The sequence below is a fragment of the Arthrobacter sp. ok909 genome, from assembly GCF_900104405.1.
Classification (GTDB): Bacteria; Actinomycetota; Actinomycetes; order Actinomycetales; family Micrococcaceae; genus Arthrobacter; species Arthrobacter humicola.
Genome location: NZ_FNJS01000004.1, coordinates 146,104 through 165,161, shown reverse-complemented (window position 1 = coordinate 165,161; position 19,058 = coordinate 146,104). Strand labels below are relative to the sequence as shown.

Genomic DNA, 19,058 nt, shown 5'->3' with positions numbered 1-19,058 from the left:
AGACCCGCCCGCAAACTGCCCGGTGAGGGTGCCGGCGGATTTTATCGGTCGACGCAACAAAAGGACTAAATAGGGGCCATTTAACCCCTTGTTTGGAGGCTACCCTAAAGGCGCTGCCGGCGCCTTGTGTTCGGCCCTGAAGCATGCGGCCGGGGTATCGTAAGCGAGGTTCCTTCTGGGCCTGGTGTTGAGCTCCCGCATCACGTGGGCGACTTGCCTCGTGCTGTGAACGGCCAGGTTGGTGCCCTTGGGAAAATACTGGCGGACGAGTCCGTTGAAGTTCTCGTTCGCGCCGCGTTGCCACGGGCTGGATCGTTCGGCGAAGAACACCGGAACGCCGGTGGCCTCGGTCAGTGCCTCGTGGCTGGCCATTTCCACCCCCTGGTCCCATGTCAAGGTGCGTTTCAGGGACGTTGGCAGCACGGCGAACGCGCTGGTGATGGCGGCGTTGACGCTTGCGGCGGTATGGTCCTGGGGCAGGTTGACGATGATTCCGTACTGGGTTTTTCGTTCCCTCAGGGTCACCATTGCCGAGACGGACCCGACCCCGACGATCAGATCCCCTTCCCAGTGGCCTGCTTCCAAGCGGGTTTCAACTTCGGCCGGCCGTTGGTCGATCATTCTCATGTTGCGGATCCGTGAGCCGCGCCCCGTGCGGTGCGCCAACGGGTCTTGCGGATCCTCCTGCCGGTGCGCAGCTTGGCGGCGTAGCGCTTGTGCAGGCCCCGGCCTTCACGCAGTAGCAGCGACCGGTAGATCGTTTCGGGGCAGATCCGCAGTTCCCGGTCCTCGGGGTAGGTCCTCTTCATCCATCCACTGATTTCATCCGGGGACCAGCATCGGTTGAGCTTGCGTTGCACGAGCCCGCGCAGGCGGGGATCGGCAACGAGCTTGTGGACCTTCGGACGGGCCCGCTGCAGGCGGGCATCGTGATCGGCGGTCCGGGGCAGGTAGCGGCCTTCGGCGTCTCGGTGGCGGTCCAGCTCCCGCTTGATGGTGGAGGGCTGGCGGCCCAGTTCACGGGCCACCCGGCGCATGGAATGCCCCAGCTCCAGGAGGTCGGCGATCCGCAGCCGTTCCCGGGCATCGAGATAGCGGCCCGCCGCTGCCGGCAGGGCCTTCAGGGACGGGATCTGGTAGTTGTTCGCACGCCGGAGCAACGCGCCTGTTCGCCTATGCATACCCAGAACTCTGCATGCCTCGGCGTTGCTTTTGCCCTCACGCATCAGATGCCAGTATTTCGTGTCCCGTTCGGTGCGGCGCTGTTGCGCCTGGGAAACCGTTGAGGCCAGCACCTGGTCCGCGTAACGGTTCGAGGACAGAACGGCGGCGTGTTGGGTCGCGGCGGCAGCATTCCTTTCCTTCGCCAGCCGGGCGAGCCGTTCGCGTTCGAGACCGCGGCAACGCCGGTCGGTCAACCGCAAAAGCACCTGGCATCGTTTCAGCGTGGTCTTCGAGCCCCGGAGCTGGTCGAACCGGACCCGGATCCACCGATACGCCGTCGAACGATTCACCCCGGCGGCCGCGGCCGCCTGATCCACCCTGGCTCCGCGACCAAAAGTCGTCCAGAATTTGGTCTCGTCTTCGATGTTCGTCTGAAGATGGTGGCGGCCCGTGGCCACTCCAACCGCAGCTTCCCAAGCCGGGAGCCGTGACGTCGTGAACCCCAGCGCTTCCGTCGCCTCGGCCGGACTCAATCCCTCACCACGGAATCCCAGATAACTTTCACGCAACCAGCGGTATCCGACTTCCTTATCGATTCCGGCCGCGCGGGTGGAAGGCTTGAGACCATTTCCTTGCTTGATGGAGGCCAGGAACCGGATGCCTGTTGCCGAAGAAGAACTCAAATACATAATCGAATCACCCTGAAATAGGTGTTGCTTCGATCGACAGAATCTCGCTGCCCTAAACGCTGCACTGCAGGTCGCCGAATAACCCTAGAGAAGTGCGTCGTCTCACCGATCAGGCGAAGCCACGCGGCAAGAGTTCACCCACGAGCAATAGGTAGACCTTCTGGCCTCGGGCGTCAGACGCGATGACCTCTAAGGTGGATCACGGTGTATCCGGGGCGCGAGCCTCACAATCCCAGTTCAACACCCATGGGGTCGATGCTGTTCACGGTCATGGCCGCTCTTGCGCAAGTGGAACAAGAGATCAAACGCGAGTGCGTCACCAACTCCATCAGCAAACTTTGGCGGCCGACCCCGCCGGGTCACCGACAGCCACATTCGAACAGCTGTCCGCCTGGTCGAAGGCGGTGAACCCGCTGCGCAGGTTGCCCGCAATCTCGGAATGTCCCGCGCAACGTTTCATAGAGGGTCGCGACCACTCAAGGACTGGCCGCGTCGCATCCTCCCTAAAGGCGACACCAAGCGATCACAGAAGTCCGCCAAAGAGCGATCAAATCCATACTTCCTGCCAGCGCCTAGCGGTGGTTGAACTCCGGCTGCCGCTTCTCGGTGAAGGCCGCCATGCCCTCTTTCTGGTCCTCGGTGGCGAACAGCGAGTGGAAGACGCGCCGCTCGAACAGCACGCCTTGGGCCAGGCCGGTCTCGAAGGCGGCGTTCACGGCTTCCTTGGCCACCATAGCCACGGGCTTGGACTTGGAGGCGATCACGGTGGCGGCCTTCAGGGCCTCCTCGACGACGTCGGCAGCCGGGACCACCCGGGACACCAGTCCGGCACGTTCGGCTTCCTCGGCGCCCATGAACCGTCCGGTCAGGATCATGTCCATCGCTTTGGATTTGCCCACCGCGCGGGTGAGGCGCTGCGAGCCGCCCATGCCCGGGAGCACCCCGAGGTTGATTTCCGGCTGGCCGAACTTGGCGTTGTCCCCGGCGATGATGAAATCGCACATCATGGCCAGTTCACAGCCGCCGCCGAGGGCGAACCCGGACACGGCAGCGACCACGGGGATGCGGAGCCTGGTGAAGTCCTCCCAGCCGCGGAACCAGTCCGCCGCGTACATGTCCATGTAGCCCTTGGACTGCATTTCCTTGATGTCCGCGCCGGCGGCGAAGGCCTTGGCGGAGCCGGTCACCACTACCGCTCCCACGTCCGGGTCCGTGTCCATCGCGGTGACGGCCTTCACGAGCTCGTCCATCGTGGCCTTGTTGAGGGCGTTCAGGGCCTCCGGCCGGTTGAGCGTCACGAGGCCCACGCGGCCGCGGCGCTCCACCAGGATGTTCGCGTACTGTTCCGTCATGCGTGTTCCCCTTAGCTGGTTCTGAGCCTGCGTGGCCCTGAGCCTGTCTGGCTCCGGATGCTGCTTCCGTCTGGGACTAGTGCCCGGACGTGCCGGATTCTGATTTGTCGCGGATGTCGGTGATGATGCCTGAGAAGTCCCGCCCGGCACCGCCCTCCGCGGCAAAGGTATCGTAAATTTCGGAGGCGAGCGGGCCCAGGCGGGCCGCGACGCCGGTGCTCTGGAGCGCGTTGAGCGCCAGTTTGAGGTCCTTGGCCATTAGTGCCCCCGCAAATCCGGGCTGGTAGTCCCGGTTGGCGGGGCTCGTCGGGACCGGCCCCGGCACGGGGCAATTGGTGGTCAGCGCCCAGCACTGTCCCGAGGCCGCGGAGGCGACGTCGAACAGCGCCTGGTGGGTCAGGCCGAGCTTCTCGCCCAGGACAAAGGCCTCGCTGACGGCGATCATCGAGACGCCCAGGATCATGTTGTTGCAGATCTTGGCCGCCTGGCCGGCACCGTGCCCGCCGCAGTGGACCACACGCTTGCCCATGACGTCCAGCAGCGGCTTGACGGCCTCGAAGTCTTCAGGGAGGGCACCGACCATGAATGTGAGCGTGCCGGCTTCGGCGCCCACCACACCTCCGGACACGGGGGCGTCGACGGCGTTGTGGCCCGCCGCGACCGCGAGCTCCGCGGCCTCACGGGCCTCGTCGACGTTGATGGTGGAGCAGTCAAGGAACATGGTGCCCGGCGCCGCGGCCTCCAGCAGGCCGGGCTGGCCGCCGGTGCCCCGGTAGGCGTCGAGCAGGTGCTGCCCGCTGGGCAGCATGGTCAGCACGACGGCGGCCCCCGCCGCGGCCTCGACGGCGGTCCCGGCGGTCGGAATGCCGTGTTCCCGGGCGGCGTCCAGGGCCGCCGGCACAACGTCGAACCCGATCACGCTGTAACCGGCCTTGACCAGGTTAACGGCCATCGGGCCGCCCATGTGGCCGAGCCCGAGGAAAGCGATGCGGCCTTCCCGTGGTGTGGTCTCAGGCATTGTTCTTCTCCTTTGAAGAGAGCTTCAGTTCACGGTCGCCCAGCGGCGCAAAATAGGACTCGACGTTGTCGTTCGTCACGTCTGCGAGGGTGGCGGGCTGCCAGTGTGGCGTGCGGTCCTTGTCCACCACCTGCGCACGGATGCCCTCGCGGAAGTCGGGGCCGGCAAGGAATCGCAGGCCCACCCGGTACTCCTGTTCCAGGGCCTCCGCCAGGGTCAGTCCGCGGACCCGGCGCAGGGATGCCAGTGCCACTTTCACGGCCGTCGGTGATTTGGCGGTAATCGTGTCCGCGGCCTCGGCGGCTGCTTCTCCCCCAATAGTGCGCAGCCGGCGAACGATCTCCCCGGCGTCGTCACTGGAGTAGCAGGCGTCGATCCACTCGCGCTGTCCGGCGAGAACTGACTGCGGCGCCGATTCGGCGAACCGCGCGACGACGGCGTCGGCCGGTTCGGTTTCGAGCGCCGCCGCCAGCTCCGGCAGCCGGGCCGAAGGCACGAAGTGGTCTGCAAGGCCCAGGAACAGCGCGTCCGCCCCGCTCAGGTGGGCGCCGGTCAGGGCCGCGTGCGTGCCGGCCTCCCCCGGTGCGCGGGACAGCAGCAGGGTGCCGCCGACGTCGGGCACGAACCCGATGGTCGTTTCCGGCATGCCCGAGCGGGTGCGTTCGGTGACGATCCGCACTGAACCGTGCGCGGAGATGCCCACCCCGCCGCCGAGGACCAGCCCGTCCATGAAGGCGACGTAGGGCTTGGGGTACTCGGAGATGAGCAGGTTCAGTCGGTATTCGACGGCCCAGAAGTCCGCGGTGGCGTCGCCGCCGTCGAGCATGTCACGGTAGATGGCCACGATGTCGCCGCCCGCGCACAGGCCCCGGTCGCCGGCGCCCCGAACCAGCACCGCCGCGACTGCGTCGTCGTCGGCCCAGACCGTGAGCTGGTCCAGCATCGCGGCAGCCATTCCGGCGGTGAGCGCGTTGACGGCCTTGGGCCGGTTCAGCGTCACGACGCCGAGTCGGCCGCGGCGCTCGAACAGGACGTCGGCGGTCTCGCCGGCCTCCTGGTCCACCATCAGCTGCCTTCCGGCATGACGAAGCTGGCGCCCGTGCGGATGCCAGAGGGCCAGCGGGTGGTGACCGTCTTGGTCTTCGTGTAGAAGCGGAAGGCGTCGGCGCCGTGCTGGTTGAGGTCGCCGAAACCGGAGGCTTTCCAGCCGCCGAAGGTGTAGTAGGCGATCGGCACCGGGATGGGGACGTTGATGCCCACCATGCCCACCTGGACCCGGCTGGCGAAGTCGCGGGCGGCATCGCCGTCGCGGGTGAAGATGGCCACGCCGTTGCCGAACTCGTGCTCGCTGCACAGGCGCAGCGCCTCATCGTAGTCCTCCGCGCGAAGCACGCTGAGCACCGGGCCGAAGATCTCTTCCTTGTAGATCTTCATGTCCTTCGTGACGTTGTCGAACAGTGTGGGACCTACCCAGAAGCCGTTGTCGTAGCCCTCCACCTTCAGGCCGCGGCCGTCGGTGACGAGGCTGGCACCTTCCTCGACGCCCGAGGCGATGTAGCCTTCGATCCGCTCCTTGGCGGAGGCCGCCACGACGGGGCCGAAGTCGGAATCCTTGGCCAGGCTGTGGCCGACCTTGAGCACGGCGATGCGCTCCTGCAGCTTCGCCACGAGGGTGTCGGCGGTTTTCCGGCCCACCGGGACAGCCACCGAAATCGCCATGCAGCGCTCGCCCGCGGAACCGAAGCCTGCCCCGATGAGGGCGTCCGCGGCCATGTCCAGGTCGGCGTCCGGCATGATCACCATGTGGTTCTTAGCCCCGCCGAAGCACTGGGCGCGCTTGCCGTTCGCCGCGGCGGTCGCGTAGATGTACTGGGCAATGGGCGTGGAGCCGACGAACCCGATGGCCTGGACCCGGGGATCCGCGAGCAGCGCATCCACCGCTTCCTTGTCCCCGTTGACCACGTTGAAGACGCCGTCGGGCAGACCCGCCTCGGTGAAGAGCTCGGCCAGCCGGAGCGGCACGGAGGGGTCCCGTTCGGAGGGCTTAAGGATGAAGGCGTTGCCGGCGGCGAGTGCCGGCCCTGACTTCCAGAGCGGGATCATGGCCGGGAAGTTGAACGGCGTGATGCCGGCGACGACGCCGAGGGGCTGCCGCATCGAGTGCACGTCAACGCCGGTCCCGGCGCTGTCCGAGAACTCGCCTTTGAGCAGGTGCGGGGCGCCGGCGGCGAATTCGACGACTTCGATGCCGCGCTGGATGTCACCCTTGGCGTCGAGGAAGGTCTTGCCGTGTTCGGAGGACAGCAGGGTGGCGAGCTCGTCCATGTTCTGGTTGACCAGGTCCACGAACTTGAGCAGGATCCGGCCGCGCCGCTGCGGGTTCATGGCGGCCCATGCCAGCTGGCCCTTCTCCGCGCTGGCAATGACGTTGCCCACCTCCTCTGCGCTGGCCAGCGGCAACCGGGCCTGGACCTCACCGGTGCAGGGATCGTACACATCGCTGAACCGGCCGGAGGTGCCGTCCACCCGCTGCCCGTCAATGTAATGGGATAGCTCTCGAACCATGACCGAATGCTCCTTTGCATGTGACCTAGATCATCTCTCCAGCCGAATATACTCGGACTTCCTACTAATTTCCAGAGGGCCGGTGGCAGGCAGCCGCTTCGTCCGCGGGCCAAGTTCGGTAAGTTAGGGACTGTGAAGATTGCTACCTGGAATGTGAACTCGCTCCGTGCCCGCGCCGACCGCGTGGAGGCTTGGCTTCAGCGCACGGACTGTGACGTCCTGGCCATTCAGGAAACGAAGTGCAAGGACGAGAACTTCCCATGGGAGCTCTTCGAGAACCTGGGCTACGAGGTGGCGCACTTTGGCCTGAGCCAGTGGAACGGCGTCGCCATCGCCTCCCGGGTGGGGCTCGACGACGTCGAACGCACTTTCCTGGACCAGCCGGTGTTCGGCAAGAACGGCAAAGACGCCGTGCAGGAAGCCCGGGCCATCGGCGCCACCTGCGGCGGCGTCCGGGTCTGGAGCCTCTACGTCCCCAACGGCCGCGCCCTCGACGACGAACACATGCCCTACAAGCTCAACTGGCTGGACACACTGAAAAACCATGCCGGAACCTGGGTCAAGGACGACCCCCAGGCACAGATTGCGCTGATGGGCGACTTCAATATTGCGCCCTTGGATGAGGACGTCTGGGACATCGACTACTTCCGCTCCGAGGGCCTCACCCATGTCAGCGAGCCCGAGCGCGCCGCCTTCCACGCCTTTGAGGAGGCGGGCTTCCAGGATGTGGTCCGCCCGCACACCCCGGGGCCCGGCGTTTACACCTACTGGGATTACACGCAGCTCCGCTTCCCGAAAAAGGAAGGGATGCGGATCGATTTCATCCTGGCCTCCCGGGCGCTGGCTGCCCGGGTGACCGGTGCGATGATCGACCGCGAGGAACGCAAGGGCAAGGGCGCCTCGGACCACGCCCCGGTGATTGCGGAACTGGCGGACTGATGGCTGCCGCCGAGGGAAGCGTCGTGATCCGATGACGGGGAACATCTACCGCGGACAGGCCGGACTGCCGTTCTCGTCCGCGCTCCGGATCTACGAGCCCCTCGAGGCATTCCCCGCGCAGCAGCAGGAAACCCTGCGGGCGGCCGGCGCCGGGCAGGGATCGCGCGCCGCCGTGGAGAACGCCGAGCTGATGGCCTCCCTGGGCCGGATCACCCGTCCCGACGGGGATCCGTTTCCCACCGGCCGGACCGACCTCGTGCGCGTTGTCCCGGCCCCGGCCAAGCAGGCCTCGGCCGGCGCAGCGCACGACGCCGCGGAGTCCGGCAGCGGCACCGCCGCGGCAGGCCAGGCCGACCGGCTGTTGTATTGCCCCAGCCAGCTGGTCCTGCGCGCGGGGCTGGCCGCCAATGCGCTGATGGAAGGCATCCACGGACCCCTGGCCCAGCTCCTGATTCCGGAGGAGCAGCGGGACAAGCATCAGGAGCGCATTGATGAGGTGCGGGCCCACGATGGTGTGAGCCGGGTCCACACCCGGGCGTCCACGTGGGGTATCCCGTTCAGCTGGTTCTGCCTTTTCCAGGAATCGGACCCCACCGACGTCGTGGAGTCCGAGGGTCACATTGTCACGGTCCGCATCCGCGCCGGCATCGGCAAGGCGCTGGAGCGCGTTAGCTATGCGGTGGCGCACTTGGCGATGGCCGCGCCCGATCTCGACATGCTCGAGGACCTGACCCAGCTCACGGAGTGGCTTGAGCTCTTCCACCCGGATTCCGTCGTGGAACTCGATTACGGCGCTGTGGCCGACAAGGTCTACCCGGACGATTCGCCGTTGGACGTGCGCCTGGGCATCGAGTGCCTGGCGGAAGGCGACATGACCGGAGCCGCCGCGGCCTACCGACGGCTGGCCTCGCGCTGGGTGCCGATCCGGCAACTGGCCCGCGCGTCCTAGATCCGGGGGACTGCCGCCGTGCCGGCCGGCGCTAGGCGGAGGGCTCCGGCCGGCGCTAGGCGGAGGGCTCCGGCCGGCGGTGCGGCGGCGCCGTCGTCCTCCGCACGATCAGGCGGTGCGGGGCGACCGTGGACTGCACGGCCCCGGCGATTCCGTCGAGTTCGTCCAGCAGCATCTTGGTGGCGAGTTCGGCCTGTTGGTCCGGTTGCTGCCCCACCGTCGTGAGCCCCATGGCCTCGGCGAAGTCGTGGTCGTCGATGCCGATGACGGACAACTCCTCCGGCACCTTCACCCCGGCCTTGTTGGCCTCGAAGATGACGCCCATGGCCATCTCGTCCGAGGCGCAGAAGATGGCGGTGGGCTTGGGTCCGTTCCGGGCCCACAAGCGCCGGAACGCCTCCTGGCCGCTGCGAACGGTAAAGTCCCCCCACTCGTCCCATTCCGGCCGGACAGGCAGCCCTGCTTCGCGCATGACGTCCTGGAAGGCCTGGATCCGGACCCGGGGGACGTCGAAGTTGAGGTCGGTTTCGTCGTCGCCATGCAGGAGCGCGATATCGGTGTGGCCGAGCCCGATCAGGTGCCGGACCGCGGTGGCGGCCGCGGCGTAGTCGTCGATGCCGATGTAGGGGCATTCCTCGACGTGCCCGCCCACGACCACGAGCGGGATGTCGATCTTCTGCAGGTGCTCGATTTCCTCATGGGTGAGCGCCATACAGAGGACCAACAGGGCGTCGATCTGTTTGTAGACCATGGTCTTGCTGAAGAGCCGCTCACGGTGGCTGCCGTGGCCGCCGAGGTTGAAGAGCGAGAGGTTGTACTGGCGGGCGTGCAGCTCGCGGTCTGCGCCCTCGATGGCCTTGGAGAAGAACCAGCGGCTGACAAACGGGGCCAGCACACCGATGGTCCTGGTCCGGCCTGTCGCCAGGCCGGACGCCGAGGACGAGGCGACGTAACCCAGTGATTCGGCGATGCCGAGGATCTTCTCCCGCGTCGCCGGGGAAACGCGGGGCAGCCCGCGGACGGCCCGGGAGACCGTTGCCGTGGAGACGCCGGCGGCGGCAGCGACGTCCTCGATGCTGACGCCGGAGTGGCCGCCGCGCTGCGCCCGTTCTATCCGTGCCACTTGTATCCCCTTGCTGACGGTCCGTGGATCCCTGACGGCTGTCCGCGGACGTGCTGTGCCCCGCCTCCCCCGCGGCAGTTGAATAATGGTGCTGGCCTCGCGGCCTAGCCGCGTCTGCTGGCTGTCCGGCGCGGCAGGCGCCGGCGCAGCCGGATCATCCCGTAGAGGGCCAGCAGTGCGGCGAGCAGGCCCAGGGCCCAGCCGAGGGCGTCCTGGGCGGTCACTTCCATCCAGACGGTGACTACCAGCAGAACCAGGGCCCAGAAGCCGAGGAACCCGATGATGATGTCGAAGTCCTCGCCAGAACGCACCTTTCGGCGCGATGCCGGCACGTGGCCCTGGTTCTGCTCGTCTGTCACGACGCCGCCTTCACGTGGCGCCATCCTCACTTGACGGCGCCGGCGGTCAGGCCGGCCACGATCTTGCGCTGGAACACCAGCACCAGGATGACCAGCGGGATGGTCACGATGGTGCCCGCGGCCATGATCGCGGTGTACGGGATCTGGTTGGGTTGGGCGCCGGCGAAGCTGGCGATGGCCACAGTAACGGGCTGCGTTGCGTCGCTGGAGAGCTGGCTGGCGATCAGGAATTCATTCCACGAGGAGATGAACGCCAGGATGGCGGTCGTGAAGATCGCCGGCGCCGCCAGCGGCATGATGACCTTCCGGAAGGCCTGCCCCTGCGTGCAGCCGTCCACCCGGGCCGATTCCTCCAGTTCCCACGGCATCTCCCGGAAGAAGGACGTCATGGTGTAGACGGTCAGCGGCAGCACGAACGAGATGTTCGGAATGATCAGGGCCTGGTAGGTGCCCATCCAGCCGATGTTGGTGAAGAGCTGGAACAGCGGCGTGATGAGGGCGACGCCGGGGAACATGGAAGCGCCCAGGATGAAGCCCAGCACGAGGTACTTGAACTTGAAGTTCAAGCGGGCAAGGGCATACGCGGCGAACACGCCGATCAGCAGCGACACCACGGTGACAACGGTGCCGATGAACAAGCTGTTGAGCAGGGCCTGGCCGAAGTGGTTGCCGAACGAGGTGTCGAACGCGGTCTTGAAGTTGTCCAGCGTCACGTGGGTGGGCAGGATCGAGGTGTCGTAGGTGTAGCCGACGTCGCGGAACGCCGTCACTACCATCCAGTAAGCCGGGGCCAGGCACCAGATGAGGATTATGACCGCACTGATATAGGTGCGTCCCTGGGACCACTTCTCGCGGTTTTGCGCGACCTTCCGGCCGCGGTCCTGCTCTGCGCGCAGTTCGGTTGCGGCGCTCGTCGCGGCGGTCATTTCTTCCCCTTACCTGCGCCGGTCTGCTGCTCCACCACGTTCGCTCCGAGGAAGCGCACAAAGATGAAAGCCACCAGAAAGATGATGATGAACGTGATGGTGGACAAAGCCGCCGCCGCGTTGAAGCCCTGCCTGATCTGGTTGATCACCAGGATGGACAGCGTGGTGGTGTTGTTGGCACCGCCCGTCAGGATGTACGGAAGGTCGAACATCCGCAGTGCATCCAGGGTGCGGAACAGGATAGCCACCATGAGCGCCGGCTTCACCAGCGGCAGGGTGATCATCCGGAAGCGCTGCCACGCGCTGGCGCCGTCGACCTTGGCGGCCTCGTACACTTCCGCGGGAATCATCTGCAGGCCGGCCAGAATCAGCAGCGCCATGAAGGGAGTGGTCTTCCAGACGTCGGCGATGATCACGGCCCACCTCGCCGGCCATTCGCTGCCGGTCCACAAGATGGACGTGTTGAAGAGTTTGTTGCCGATGCCTTCGAAGGCGAAGATGAACAGCCACAGCTTGGCCGTAACGGCGGTGGGGATGGCCCACGGCACCAGGACAGCTGCGCGGACCAGGCTACGGCCGCGGAAGGCCCGTGCCATGATGACGGCCATCCAGAAGCCGAGCACGGTCTCCAGTGCCACCGTGACGATGGTGAAGAAGAACGTGGTGCCGGTGGCGGACCAGAACTGCGCCCCAAGGGTTCCCGCCGGGCAGTCGACGGTTCCGCCTTCCGGAGCCGGGCACTGCTGGAAAATCCAGTTGTAGTAGTTCGAGAAGCCGGCCGGGCCGCCTTCGACGAACAGACCCGTGGCGGGGTCCAAGCCGGCATCTTTCTGGAATGACATCACGATGGCGGTGATGATCGGGTACACGATCACGACCGACAAGGCGATGATAGTCGGCGCCAGGAGCCAGGCTGCCCAGCGCCCCTGCGTCGCGATGCGGTTGTCCTCTCCTACACCCTTGGGTGCGTGGTGGATCGGAGCACCGCCCGACGTCGGTGCCTTGACCGACGTCGGGCCTACTTCAGTTGCCATGATGAACCTACTGTCCCGCGCTAGCGGACTCGATGGACTTCTGCATGTCGGACAGGGCAGCGTCTACGGTCTTCTCGCCCTTGATGGCCGAGTACGCGTTTTCCTGGATGGCCTTGGTGACGGCCGGGTAGAACGGGGTGACCGGGCGGGGCACGGCGTTCTGGATCGAGGTCTTCAGAACGGGCAGGTACGGCAGCTTGGCGACAAGATCCTTGTCGTCATAGAGCGCGCCGAGAACCGGGGCGAGCGAACCCTGCGTAGCGAAGAACTTCTGGGTCTCTTCCGTGGTGAGGAACTTCAGGAAGTCCAGTGCCGTGGCCTTGTACTTCGAGTAGACGCTGATCGCGGCGCTGTGGCCGCCCAGGGACGAGGCGCCCGGACCGTCCTTGCCCGGGAGTGCGGTCATGCCCAGGACGTCCTTGACCTTCGAGGAACCTTCCGTGGTGGCCAGGTTGTAAACGTAGGGCCAGTTGCGCAGGAACAGCAGCTTGCCGTCCTGGAACGCCTGGCGGCTCTCCTCCTCCTGGAAGGTGATGGCTTCCTTCGGGATGCTGCCGTCGGCGTAGGCCTTGGTCAGGTTGGCCAGACCGGCCTTCGCCTCAGGGGTGAGCAGGCTGGGCTTGCCGTCCGCGTCCAGCACGGCCCCGCCGGCGGAGTTGATCGCCTCGGAGGCGTTGACCGTCAGCCCCTCGTACTTCTTGAACTGGCCCGAGTAGCAGCCCATGTTGTTCGCCTTGGCGATGGAGCACATGCTCATCATCTCGTCCCAGGTCTTCGGGGGCGTGGGGACCAGGTCTTTGCGGTAGTACAGGATACCGCCGTCGGATGATTCCGGTGCCGCGTACAGCGTGCCCTTGTAGGACGCGGCGGTGACGGTCGGCTTCAGCATGGCCGAGGTATCCAGCGCCATCTTGTCCTTGAGCGGCTGCAGCCAGCCCTTGGCCGCGAACTCGGCGGTCCAGACGACGTCAACACTGGCAACGTCATAGCCGGCGTCCTTGGCCTGGAAATGCTGGACGAGGTCATCGTGCTGCTGGTCCGCCTGGTCGGTCTGCTCCTTGAACGTGACCTTCTCATTCGGGTGGGCGGCGTTCCACTTGTCGATCAGCGGCCGGACCACGTTGCTGTTGTCCTTGCCCTGGACGTACGTGATGGGACCGCGCCCGTCCAGGCCCTGCGAGGCAGCGTCGCTGCCGCCACTGGAACTGCCGCCGCCTCCGCCGCCACAGGCCGAAAGGGTCAGTGCCAAAACGCCTGCCGTGGCGACGGGAAGTAGGAAATTGCGGGTTTTCATACTGGAGTGCTCCTCGCTGAGTACCGGTAAAAACGGCCGTGCAGTTGGTGTGTCGACCATCACAGTAATCAACAGTCGGCGAGGAATGCAAGCGTTTACATGAAACCTTAATACAAAGGAGACTTAGTAGTTCCGCCGGGGCCACCGGCCTTCAGGGGCGGCCAACCCGCCGGTTCGGCCGCCCCGCACGCGCCGTTCAAGCGCCTACCGGGTATGTTGCGCCCACCTCACGGCGGCTTTATCGGACGCGCTCGGCCCGGCCGAACCGCGACCGCGTCCCGGAACCGATATGAATCAGGACGGGTGTGCGCTTGCCGATCACGGCGTCGAGCGCCTCCACGAGTGCGGAGACTTCGGCAGCGAGCGCGTGCGGCGCGACGCCCTGACGCGGCTCCACCCGGATCTTCAAGGCAGGTTCCCCCCGGATCTCGTAGGCGGCAACGGTGACTCCCGCCAGGTCGGGCCGGTCCGCGAGGGCCGCGCGTAGCGCCTGCTCCGCCACGCCGCCGCTGATCCCGACATTGCCCGGGACGCCACCCGGGTCCGCCTCGGACGCGATCAGGCTGGTCCGGCCCTTGCCCTGCTGGGCGACCCAGGCGACCATCACACCCAGCACCACGACGAGCGCACCGCAGATGGCAAACCACAGCCAGCTCCCCTGGCGGCGGGGGAACTGAGTCCGTTCGAACAAGTCGAGCCAGAAGTTCAAAACGCCGCCCGCCCAACCATGCCACCAGACGCCGACGGCGGGGACGCTCGCGAGCAGCATCAGAAGGACACCGATGGCGAGCAGCGTGATGCCGAGGATGCCGATCAGGACGCGGTTCAGGACTCTCGGAGTGTTGTTCATGCCCCCACCACCCCTGACGTGGCTACACGGATCCGAACTTCCGGCATGGGCGAGGGGCCCATGTCCTGCAGCTCCCGCCGCACGGCCTCAAGGACGGCTTCGGGGCGCAGCGGCACACCTGAGGTGGGCCGGACGTTAACCTCCACCCGGTTCCGCGAGACGATCACCATCACCTGGCCCTGTGTCACGTTGGCGGCCAGCCGCGCCCGGCGTGCCAGGGCCGCAGCGATCACTTCATCGTCGACTACGACGCCGGCCCGGCGGTCCGCGAGAAGGTGCCGCGCGCGGCGCCCCGGCAGGACGGCATTGAGGAAGAAGAACAGCCCCGACATGGCCACCACGGCGCCGGAGACGCCGAGCAGGAGCGGCGGAATCCCGGCCGGGAGGGCGACGGCACGCTCGGCCGCGGTCTGCGGATCTATGAGCCACGGCGGTTGCCCGAAGGCACGGACCGCCGTTTCAAGCAGCGCGTAACCGCACACCACAATGACCAGGGCGGCCGCCATCACGGAGACAACGGCACGCGATGAGTGGGTCTCCCGTTTGAGGATCCGTGCCATGCCGGCGGCACCGGAACCTGGCATTCCGAACTCCGGCCCCGCGCCGGCGCCGGACGGGCCGGAGCCGACAGTGGCATCCCGGGTATCCTGGCTCAACGCACCCGCCCTCCCCCGTGCACGGTGGCCCCGCTGATGCGGATGTCCACCCGACTCAACTGTGCCCCGGTCAATGCAGTGACCCGGTGCAGGATTTCGGCCTTGGCGGCGACGGCACGGTCCCAGATGGCGCCCCCGAACCCGGCCACGCGCGCGGGGTCCCGGAGAACCGTGGTGAGGGGCGGGATCCCGATCGAGGTGACCAGCGAGAGCGCCAGCAGCCCGTCATCATCCGACCACTCGGCACGCACGTCCTGGGCCGGCACGCCGAGCGCCTCACCCGCGGCCGCCCGCGCCACGCTCGTCAGGGCCTGGGTGCTGATGCGGTTGTGCCCGGCCACCGCGGCGCCGCGGATCGGCGCCCCAGCCGTGATGCTCATGAGGAGGAACGCCGGCCCGTGAGGGCGTCAAACACGCTGCGCAGGTCCAGTTTCCCCTCTGCGGCCCGGCCCAGGAGGGCGCCGATAGCCATGAAGAACAGGGCGCCAAGGAAGCCCCAGGCCCCGAACTGGAAGGACATGAAGGCCACGAAGGCGCCCATGGCGATTCCCACAACCGTCAGATTCACTGGATTGCCTCCCTTACCGGCCGGACCTCGCCGGCCACGGCCGGTTTGGCCGGGCCGGGCACATAAACGTCATTGATCTCGATGTTTACCTCGATCACCTCAAGCCCCACCAGTTCCTCCACGGCGGAGTAGACGGCGGCCCGGATCTGGTCGGCGAGGGTCTGCAGGGGGGTGCCGTAGACCGCGACGAGGTCGATGTCCACAGCGACCTGCGTTTCCCCGACTTCGACGCGGACCCCCGCCCCGTGATCGGCGCTGCCGACGGCGTCGCGAATGGCACCGAGGGCCCGCGACGGTCCGGATCCCAGTGAGTAGACACCGGGTACCGCCCGGGCGGCGATGCCCGCGACCTTGGCGACGGCGGCTTCGGAAATGACCGTGCGTCCGGTGCCCGCCAGCGCGGGCAGCCCGTCCACAGGACTGGCTACGGGACTGGGCACAGGACTGGCCGCGGGACCCGCCACGGGCTGAGAATCTTGGTATTCCATGGAGCACTCCCCCCTTCTCTTTGACACAACCCTAGTCCCTGCCTTGGGCCGTGCGGGGGAATCTTGCCGCACCCGGTTACCCCGGCCGCCGCGGGTGCCGGAACTGTGGGTGCGTGGCAACCGCGGCGGCAAGGGCGGATCCGGTGGGCCTACTTACAGTTGGTGGCGATCCACTGGGTCACGGGCGCCATGGCGGCCTGGAGCTTTCCGCTGGAGAACACCGCCTGGTCGGTCACGCCGGCGATTGCCACGTCTTTGAGGTTGGCGAAATCGGCCTTGAGGCTGTCCGGAACGCGCGCGGCGGTCTCGGCCAGCTCCGCCTTGGACTGTTGCAGCTCCGCCGTCTTGCCCTGGGCGGCCGACAGCGGAAGGAGGGTGGCGCCGGTGGCCTGCTCCGAGATCTTGCTGCACGCCTCGGCGGCGCTGGCGAAACCGCCGAAAGGTCCCGACGTCGCGGTCGGGCTTGGCGTGGCGGACGCGGGCGCCGTGTCTGCGGCGGACGACGGAGCACTTGCGGCTTGCGGTGCCGAGCAGCCGGTGAGGGCCATAGCGGCGAGGAGGACGGTTGCGGCGAGAGGACGGGCAATATTCTTCGAAGTCACGTTGCAGAATCACTTTTCGGTTGAGATTGCGCCGCCCGCCCGGACAGGGCTGCCGGCGGCCTTGGTGTTCTTTCCCCAGCGTGCGAGTCTAGCCCTCCCGGCTGGACGGCCCCCAAATGGGCTCCCGCCGTCGGCCTCCCGCCGACCCAGGCGTCGGTTGCTCCGTAACGGCCCTTTTGACCCGCCAGAAGGGCCGTTACGGAGCAATCGACGGGGGTTAGGTGGGGTTAAAGAAGAAAAGCACCAGTTCTAAAAGAACTGATGCTTCCCAGTGGTGGCTCCGACCGGCGTCGATCCGGTGACCTTTCGATTTTCAGTCGAACGCTCTACCAACTGAGCTACAGAGCCTAGGTGACATGTCACCTTGACGGCCGGAATTTCTTCTGGCAATCAGAGCGACCCTGACGGGACTTGAACCCGCGACCTCCGCCGTGACAGGGCGGCGCGCTAACCAACTGCGCTACAGGGCCTTGCTTGTTTACTGCTTGTACTGCGTATTTCTTGCTCACTGCGGTATCGCTACCGCAATTTTTCAAGGCCTTTAGCCTACCAGACTTTTTCATCCGGTTTGACCACTTCCTTGCGTACCCCCAACGGGATTCGAACCCGTGCCGCCGCCGTGAAAGGGCGGTGTCCTAGGCCGCTAGACGATGGGGGCCAGGACGCCATCCGGTTGAACATTTCTGGGCAAAAATTAAGGGCCGAAGCCTTTCATTTTTGTCCTTTCGGGTTCCTCCGAACTGGACTATAAAACTATAAGGGCAGACCCCCGGTTTATCCAAAATCGGCCAGGAACGGCCATCGCCGGGGCCGCACCGCCCGTTCGGGAAAGCGCACCCGCCCGCTCACGCGCGCGGGCCGGCTCAGCTCAGCAGGAGCACCGCGAGGGTGATCATCACGACGGCGATCCCCGCGTCGAGCACCCGCCACGCCGCCCGCCGCCCGAACACGGGCGCCAGGAACCGGGCCCCCGCGCCCAGCGCGGTGAACCAGGCGATGCTCCCGAGTCCGGCCCCGGCAGCAAACCACCAGCGCCCGGACTCGCCGTGGGCCGCGGCGAGGGAACCGAGCAGCAACACCGTGTCCAGATAGACGTGAGGGTTCAGCCACGTGAAGGCCAGGCAGGTGCCCAGTACGGCCCCCCGGCCGCCGGCCGGCCTGTCTCCGGGGTGATCCATCTGTTCGCCCCGGACCGCCCGCCGGGCCGCGAGCGCCCCGTAGACGAAAAGAAAGGCTGCGCCGGCCCAGCGGATCACCACGAGGGCGGCGGGTGCCCGGTCCAGGAGGACGCCGATGCCCGCCACGCCCAGCAGGATCAGCGCCAGGTCCGACGCTGCGCAGACTGCCACGACCATAGCGACGTGCGAGCGCTGGATGCCCTGGCGGAGGACAAAGGCGTTCTGCGCGCCGATGGCAACAATGAGGGACAGTCCGGCGGAGAGACCGGAGAACAGAGGAAGGATCACCGTTCCACGGTAGGTGTCCGGGTCGGATGAAACCAGTTAAAGTTTCTGCCCGAACATAAGATGATCTAATGATCGACATTTCCCCCGAACAGGCCCGGACGCTGGCCGCCATTGTCACGCACGGAAGCTTCGACGCCGCAGCCACCCACTTGTCCGTGACGCCCTCGGCCATCAGCCAGCGGATCCGCGCCCTCGAGACGGCCGTCGGCAGGCCCGTCCTGACCCGGGCCCGGCCGGCCGGTCTCACGGAGTCCGGCCAGGCCGTGGTGCGGTTCGCGAGGCAGCTTGAGCTGCTGTCGGCCGACCTCGCCGAGGAGCTGCAGCCGGAGGAACCCCCGGGGCGAACGCGCCTGACACTGGTGATCAACAGCGATTCCCTGCACACCTGGGCGCTGGCCGGTCTCGCGGCGGCCAGCGACAACATCCAGCTGGAGATCGTGCGCGAGGACCAGGAGCACTCGCTGGACCTCCTGCGCGCCGGCGCCGCGGCTGCCGCGATCACGGCTACGGCGACGCCCGTGCCCGGGTGCTCGTCCCGCAAGCTAGGCGTCATGCGCTACCTGCCCGTATGCGCGCCGGACTTCAGCCGCCGCTGGTTCGATTCCGGCGCGAGCGCGGCGGCCCTGGCCAAGGCCCCCGTACTGGTTTACGACCGCAAAGATGATCTGCAGGACCGCTGGCTGCGCCGGTTCAGCCGCACACCACCCCAAGCACCACGGCACTACGTACCGGCCGCCCAGGAGTTTGGCGATGCCATCCGTTGGGGCATGGGCTGGGGGATGATGCCGGAGATCGAAATCAGCGAAGACCTCCGGAACGGCACGCTCGAGACGCTCACTCCCGGCGCGCATGTGGACGTCGCCCTCTACTGGCAGCAATGGCGGCGCGGCTCGGCAGCGCTGACGGAGGTTGCGGGCGCGGTCCAGGCGGCGGCCCGCATCCTCCGCTGAAGCCGTCTGGCGTCCCAGGCCATACCCTGGCGGCACTTTGACAGAAGTTTGGCGGAAAACCGTCTA

General features: G+C 66.7%; 22 protein-coding genes and 3 tRNA genes. 4 read left to right on the top strand and 21 right to left on the bottom strand.

The annotated features are described in order from the left end of the window. Nucleotides 1-99 precede the first annotated feature (99 nt). Both BLR03_RS24685 and BLR03_RS05345 read right to left on the bottom strand, forming a co-directional pair. Nucleotides 100-627 (bottom strand): IS30 family transposase, encoded by a 528-nt coding sequence (locus tag BLR03_RS24685; protein WP_254788170.1) that lies wholly within the window; start codon nt 625-627, stop codon nt 100-102. Next, nucleotides 624-1,847 carry a helix-turn-helix domain-containing protein gene (locus BLR03_RS05345; protein WP_217639744.1) on the bottom strand — a complete coding sequence of 408 codons (1,224 nt, stop codon included), beginning with the start codon at nt 1,845-1,847 and terminating at the stop codon, nt 624-626. The genes BLR03_RS24685 and BLR03_RS05345 overlap by 4 nt, the downstream gene beginning before the upstream one ends. 286 nt (nt 1,848-2,133) lie before the next feature. Between BLR03_RS05345 and BLR03_RS05340 the strand changes: the two genes are divergently transcribed. Continuing rightward, nucleotides 2,134-2,439, top strand: a complete 306-nt coding sequence (locus BLR03_RS05340) for a helix-turn-helix domain-containing protein (RefSeq protein ID WP_254788169.1) — start codon at nt 2,134-2,136, stop codon at nt 2,437-2,439. On the opposite strand, the gene BLR03_RS05335 is transcribed toward BLR03_RS05340, so the two are convergent. The 4 genes from BLR03_RS05335 to BLR03_RS05320 form a co-directional block, all read right to left on the bottom strand. Next, nucleotides 2,426-3,205, bottom strand: a complete 780-nt coding sequence (locus tag BLR03_RS05335) for an enoyl-CoA hydratase (RefSeq protein WP_091250425.1) — start codon at nt 3,203-3,205, stop codon at nt 2,426-2,428. The two genes, BLR03_RS05340 and BLR03_RS05335, sit on opposite strands and share 14 nt — an antisense overlap. 76 nt (nt 3,206-3,281) lie before the next feature. Next, entirely contained in the window at nt 3,282-4,223 is a 942-nt protein-coding gene (gene mmsB / locus BLR03_RS05330; protein ID WP_091250422.1) for a 3-hydroxyisobutyrate dehydrogenase, read from the bottom strand. Continuing rightward, nucleotides 4,216-5,289: an enoyl-CoA hydratase/isomerase family protein gene (locus BLR03_RS05325; RefSeq protein ID WP_091250417.1), complete on the bottom strand. Its 1,074-nt coding sequence runs from the start codon at nt 5,287-5,289 to the stop codon at nt 4,216-4,218. Before BLR03_RS05325 ends, mmsB begins: the two co-directional genes overlap by 8 nt. Next, a complete protein-coding gene (locus BLR03_RS05320) occupies nt 5,289-6,788 on the bottom strand; it encodes a CoA-acylating methylmalonate-semialdehyde dehydrogenase (RefSeq protein WP_091250415.1) in 1,500 nt (499 codons plus the stop codon). Before BLR03_RS05320 ends, BLR03_RS05325 begins: the two co-directional genes overlap by 1 nt. A 132-nt stretch (nt 6,789-6,920) precedes the next feature. On the opposite strand from BLR03_RS05320, the gene BLR03_RS05315 reads away from it, so the two are divergent. Next, nucleotides 6,921-7,727, top strand: coding sequence for an exodeoxyribonuclease III (locus tag BLR03_RS05315; protein ID WP_091250412.1), 807 nt, complete (start codon nt 6,921-6,923; stop codon nt 7,725-7,727). A 31-nt stretch (nt 7,728-7,758) separates the two neighbouring features. Beyond that, nucleotides 7,759-8,676, top strand: coding sequence for a DUF8083 family protein (locus tag BLR03_RS05310; protein ID WP_091250408.1), 918 nt, complete (start codon nt 7,759-7,761; stop codon nt 8,674-8,676). Between the two features lie 55 nt (nt 8,677-8,731). Here the strand turns inward: BLR03_RS05310 and BLR03_RS05305 are convergent, their stop codons facing one another. From BLR03_RS05305 to BLR03_RS05235, 15 genes are all read right to left on the bottom strand, one after another. Further along, nucleotides 8,732-9,799, bottom strand: a complete 1,068-nt coding sequence (locus BLR03_RS05305) for a LacI family DNA-binding transcriptional regulator (protein WP_091250405.1) — start codon at nt 9,797-9,799, stop codon at nt 8,732-8,734. A gap of 104 nt (nt 9,800-9,903) precedes the next feature. Continuing rightward, nucleotides 9,904-10,158: a hypothetical protein gene (locus BLR03_RS05300; protein WP_175460415.1), complete on the bottom strand. Its 255-nt coding sequence runs from the start codon at nt 10,156-10,158 to the stop codon at nt 9,904-9,906. 26 nt (nt 10,159-10,184) lie between these two features. Further along, on the bottom strand, nt 10,185-11,084 hold the full coding sequence (locus BLR03_RS05295) for a carbohydrate ABC transporter permease (protein ID WP_091250397.1): 900 nt from the start codon (nt 11,082-11,084) through the stop codon (nt 10,185-10,187). Then, the gene (locus tag BLR03_RS05290) at nt 11,081-12,118 is read right to left on the bottom strand and encodes a carbohydrate ABC transporter permease (protein ID WP_091250394.1); all 1,038 of its coding nucleotides are present in this window, start codon (nt 12,116-12,118) and stop codon (nt 11,081-11,083) included. Before BLR03_RS05290 ends, BLR03_RS05295 begins: the two co-directional genes overlap by 4 nt. 7 nt (nt 12,119-12,125) lie before the next feature. Then, on the bottom strand, nt 12,126-13,412 hold the full coding sequence (locus BLR03_RS05285; protein WP_091250391.1) for an ABC transporter substrate-binding protein: 1,287 nt from the start codon (nt 13,410-13,412) through the stop codon (nt 12,126-12,128). Between the two features lie 238 nt (nt 13,413-13,650). Further along, entirely contained in the window at nt 13,651-14,262 is a 612-nt protein-coding gene (locus BLR03_RS05280) for an Asp23/Gls24 family envelope stress response protein (protein WP_091250388.1), read from the bottom strand. Continuing rightward, nucleotides 14,259-14,846 (bottom strand): DUF6286 domain-containing protein, encoded by a 588-nt coding sequence (locus tag BLR03_RS05275; RefSeq protein ID WP_091250610.1) that lies wholly within the window; start codon nt 14,844-14,846, stop codon nt 14,259-14,261. The genes BLR03_RS05280 and BLR03_RS05275 overlap by 4 nt, the downstream gene beginning before the upstream one ends. Nucleotides 14,847-14,914: 68 nt before the next feature. Then, nucleotides 14,915-15,298 carry a hypothetical protein gene (locus BLR03_RS05270; protein WP_091250385.1) on the bottom strand — a complete coding sequence of 128 codons (384 nt, stop codon included), beginning with the start codon at nt 15,296-15,298 and terminating at the stop codon, nt 14,915-14,917. Then, a complete protein-coding gene (locus BLR03_RS05265) occupies nt 15,295-15,486 on the bottom strand; it encodes a hypothetical protein (protein ID WP_091250382.1) in 192 nt (63 codons plus the stop codon). The genes BLR03_RS05270 and BLR03_RS05265 overlap by 4 nt, the downstream gene beginning before the upstream one ends. After that, nucleotides 15,483-15,974, bottom strand: coding sequence for an Asp23/Gls24 family envelope stress response protein (locus BLR03_RS05260; RefSeq protein ID WP_091250379.1), 492 nt, complete (start codon nt 15,972-15,974; stop codon nt 15,483-15,485). Before BLR03_RS05260 ends, BLR03_RS05265 begins: the two co-directional genes overlap by 4 nt. Nucleotides 15,975-16,123: 149 nt before the next feature. Then, nucleotides 16,124-16,576: a hypothetical protein gene (locus BLR03_RS05255; RefSeq protein ID WP_091250376.1), complete on the bottom strand. Its 453-nt coding sequence runs from the start codon at nt 16,574-16,576 to the stop codon at nt 16,124-16,126. A 272-nt stretch (nt 16,577-16,848) separates the two neighbouring features. Next, nucleotides 16,849-16,924: transfer RNA gene (locus BLR03_RS05250), tRNA-Phe, on the bottom strand. Nucleotides 16,925-16,972: 48 nt separating this feature from the next. Then, nucleotides 16,973-17,046 (bottom strand) — tRNA-Asp (locus tag BLR03_RS05245). A 115-nt stretch (nt 17,047-17,161) separates the two neighbouring features. Further along, nucleotides 17,162-17,234: transfer RNA gene (locus BLR03_RS05240), tRNA-Glu, on the bottom strand. A gap of 205 nt (nt 17,235-17,439) precedes the next feature. Next, a complete protein-coding gene (locus BLR03_RS05235) occupies nt 17,440-18,042 on the bottom strand; it encodes a LysE/ArgO family amino acid transporter (RefSeq protein ID WP_091250372.1) in 603 nt (200 codons plus the stop codon). A 68-nt stretch (nt 18,043-18,110) separates the two neighbouring features. Between BLR03_RS05235 and BLR03_RS05230 the strand changes: the two genes are divergently transcribed. After that, nucleotides 18,111-18,992, top strand: a complete 882-nt coding sequence (locus tag BLR03_RS05230) for an ArgP/LysG family DNA-binding transcriptional regulator (protein WP_091250369.1) — start codon at nt 18,111-18,113, stop codon at nt 18,990-18,992. Nucleotides 18,993-19,058 lie beyond the last annotated feature (66 nt).

Coding starts and splice junctions, on each gene's coding strand:
- BLR03_RS24685 (WP_254788170.1), bottom strand. CDS start 627: ATGAGAATGATCGACCAACGGCCGGCCGAAGTTGAAACCCGCTTGGAA.
- BLR03_RS05335 (WP_091250425.1), bottom strand. CDS start 3,205: ATGACGGAACAGTACGCGAACATCCTGGTGGAGCGCCGCGGCCGCGTG.
- mmsB (WP_091250422.1), bottom strand. CDS start 4,223: ATGCCTGAGACCACACCACGGGAAGGCCGCATCGCTTTCCTCGGGCTC.
- BLR03_RS05325 (WP_091250417.1), bottom strand. CDS start 5,289: ATGGTGGACCAGGAGGCCGGCGAGACCGCCGACGTCCTGTTCGAGCGC.
- BLR03_RS05320 (WP_091250415.1), bottom strand. CDS start 6,788: ATGGTTCGAGAGCTATCCCATTACATTGACGGGCAGCGGGTGGACGGC.
- BLR03_RS05310 (WP_091250408.1), top strand. CDS start 7,759: ATGACGGGGAACATCTACCGCGGACAGGCCGGACTGCCGTTCTCGTCC.
- BLR03_RS05295 (WP_091250397.1), bottom strand. CDS start 11,084: ATGACCGCCGCGACGAGCGCCGCAACCGAACTGCGCGCAGAGCAGGAC.
- BLR03_RS05290 (WP_091250394.1), bottom strand. CDS start 12,118: ATGGCAACTGAAGTAGGCCCGACGTCGGTCAAGGCACCGACGTCGGGC.
- BLR03_RS05285 (WP_091250391.1), bottom strand. CDS start 13,412: ATGAAAACCCGCAATTTCCTACTTCCCGTCGCCACGGCAGGCGTTTTG.
- BLR03_RS05280 (WP_091250388.1), bottom strand. CDS start 14,262: ATGAACAACACTCCGAGAGTCCTGAACCGCGTCCTGATCGGCATCCTC.
- BLR03_RS05275 (WP_091250610.1), bottom strand. CDS start 14,846: ATGCCAGGTTCCGGTGCCGCCGGCATGGCACGGATCCTCAAACGGGAG.
- BLR03_RS05270 (WP_091250385.1), bottom strand. CDS start 15,298: ATGAGCATCACGGCTGGGGCGCCGATCCGCGGCGCCGCGGTGGCCGGG.
- BLR03_RS05260 (WP_091250379.1), bottom strand. CDS start 15,974: ATGGAATACCAAGATTCTCAGCCCGTGGCGGGTCCCGCGGCCAGTCCT.
- BLR03_RS05230 (WP_091250369.1), top strand. CDS start 18,111: ATGATCGACATTTCCCCCGAACAGGCCCGGACGCTGGCCGCCATTGTC.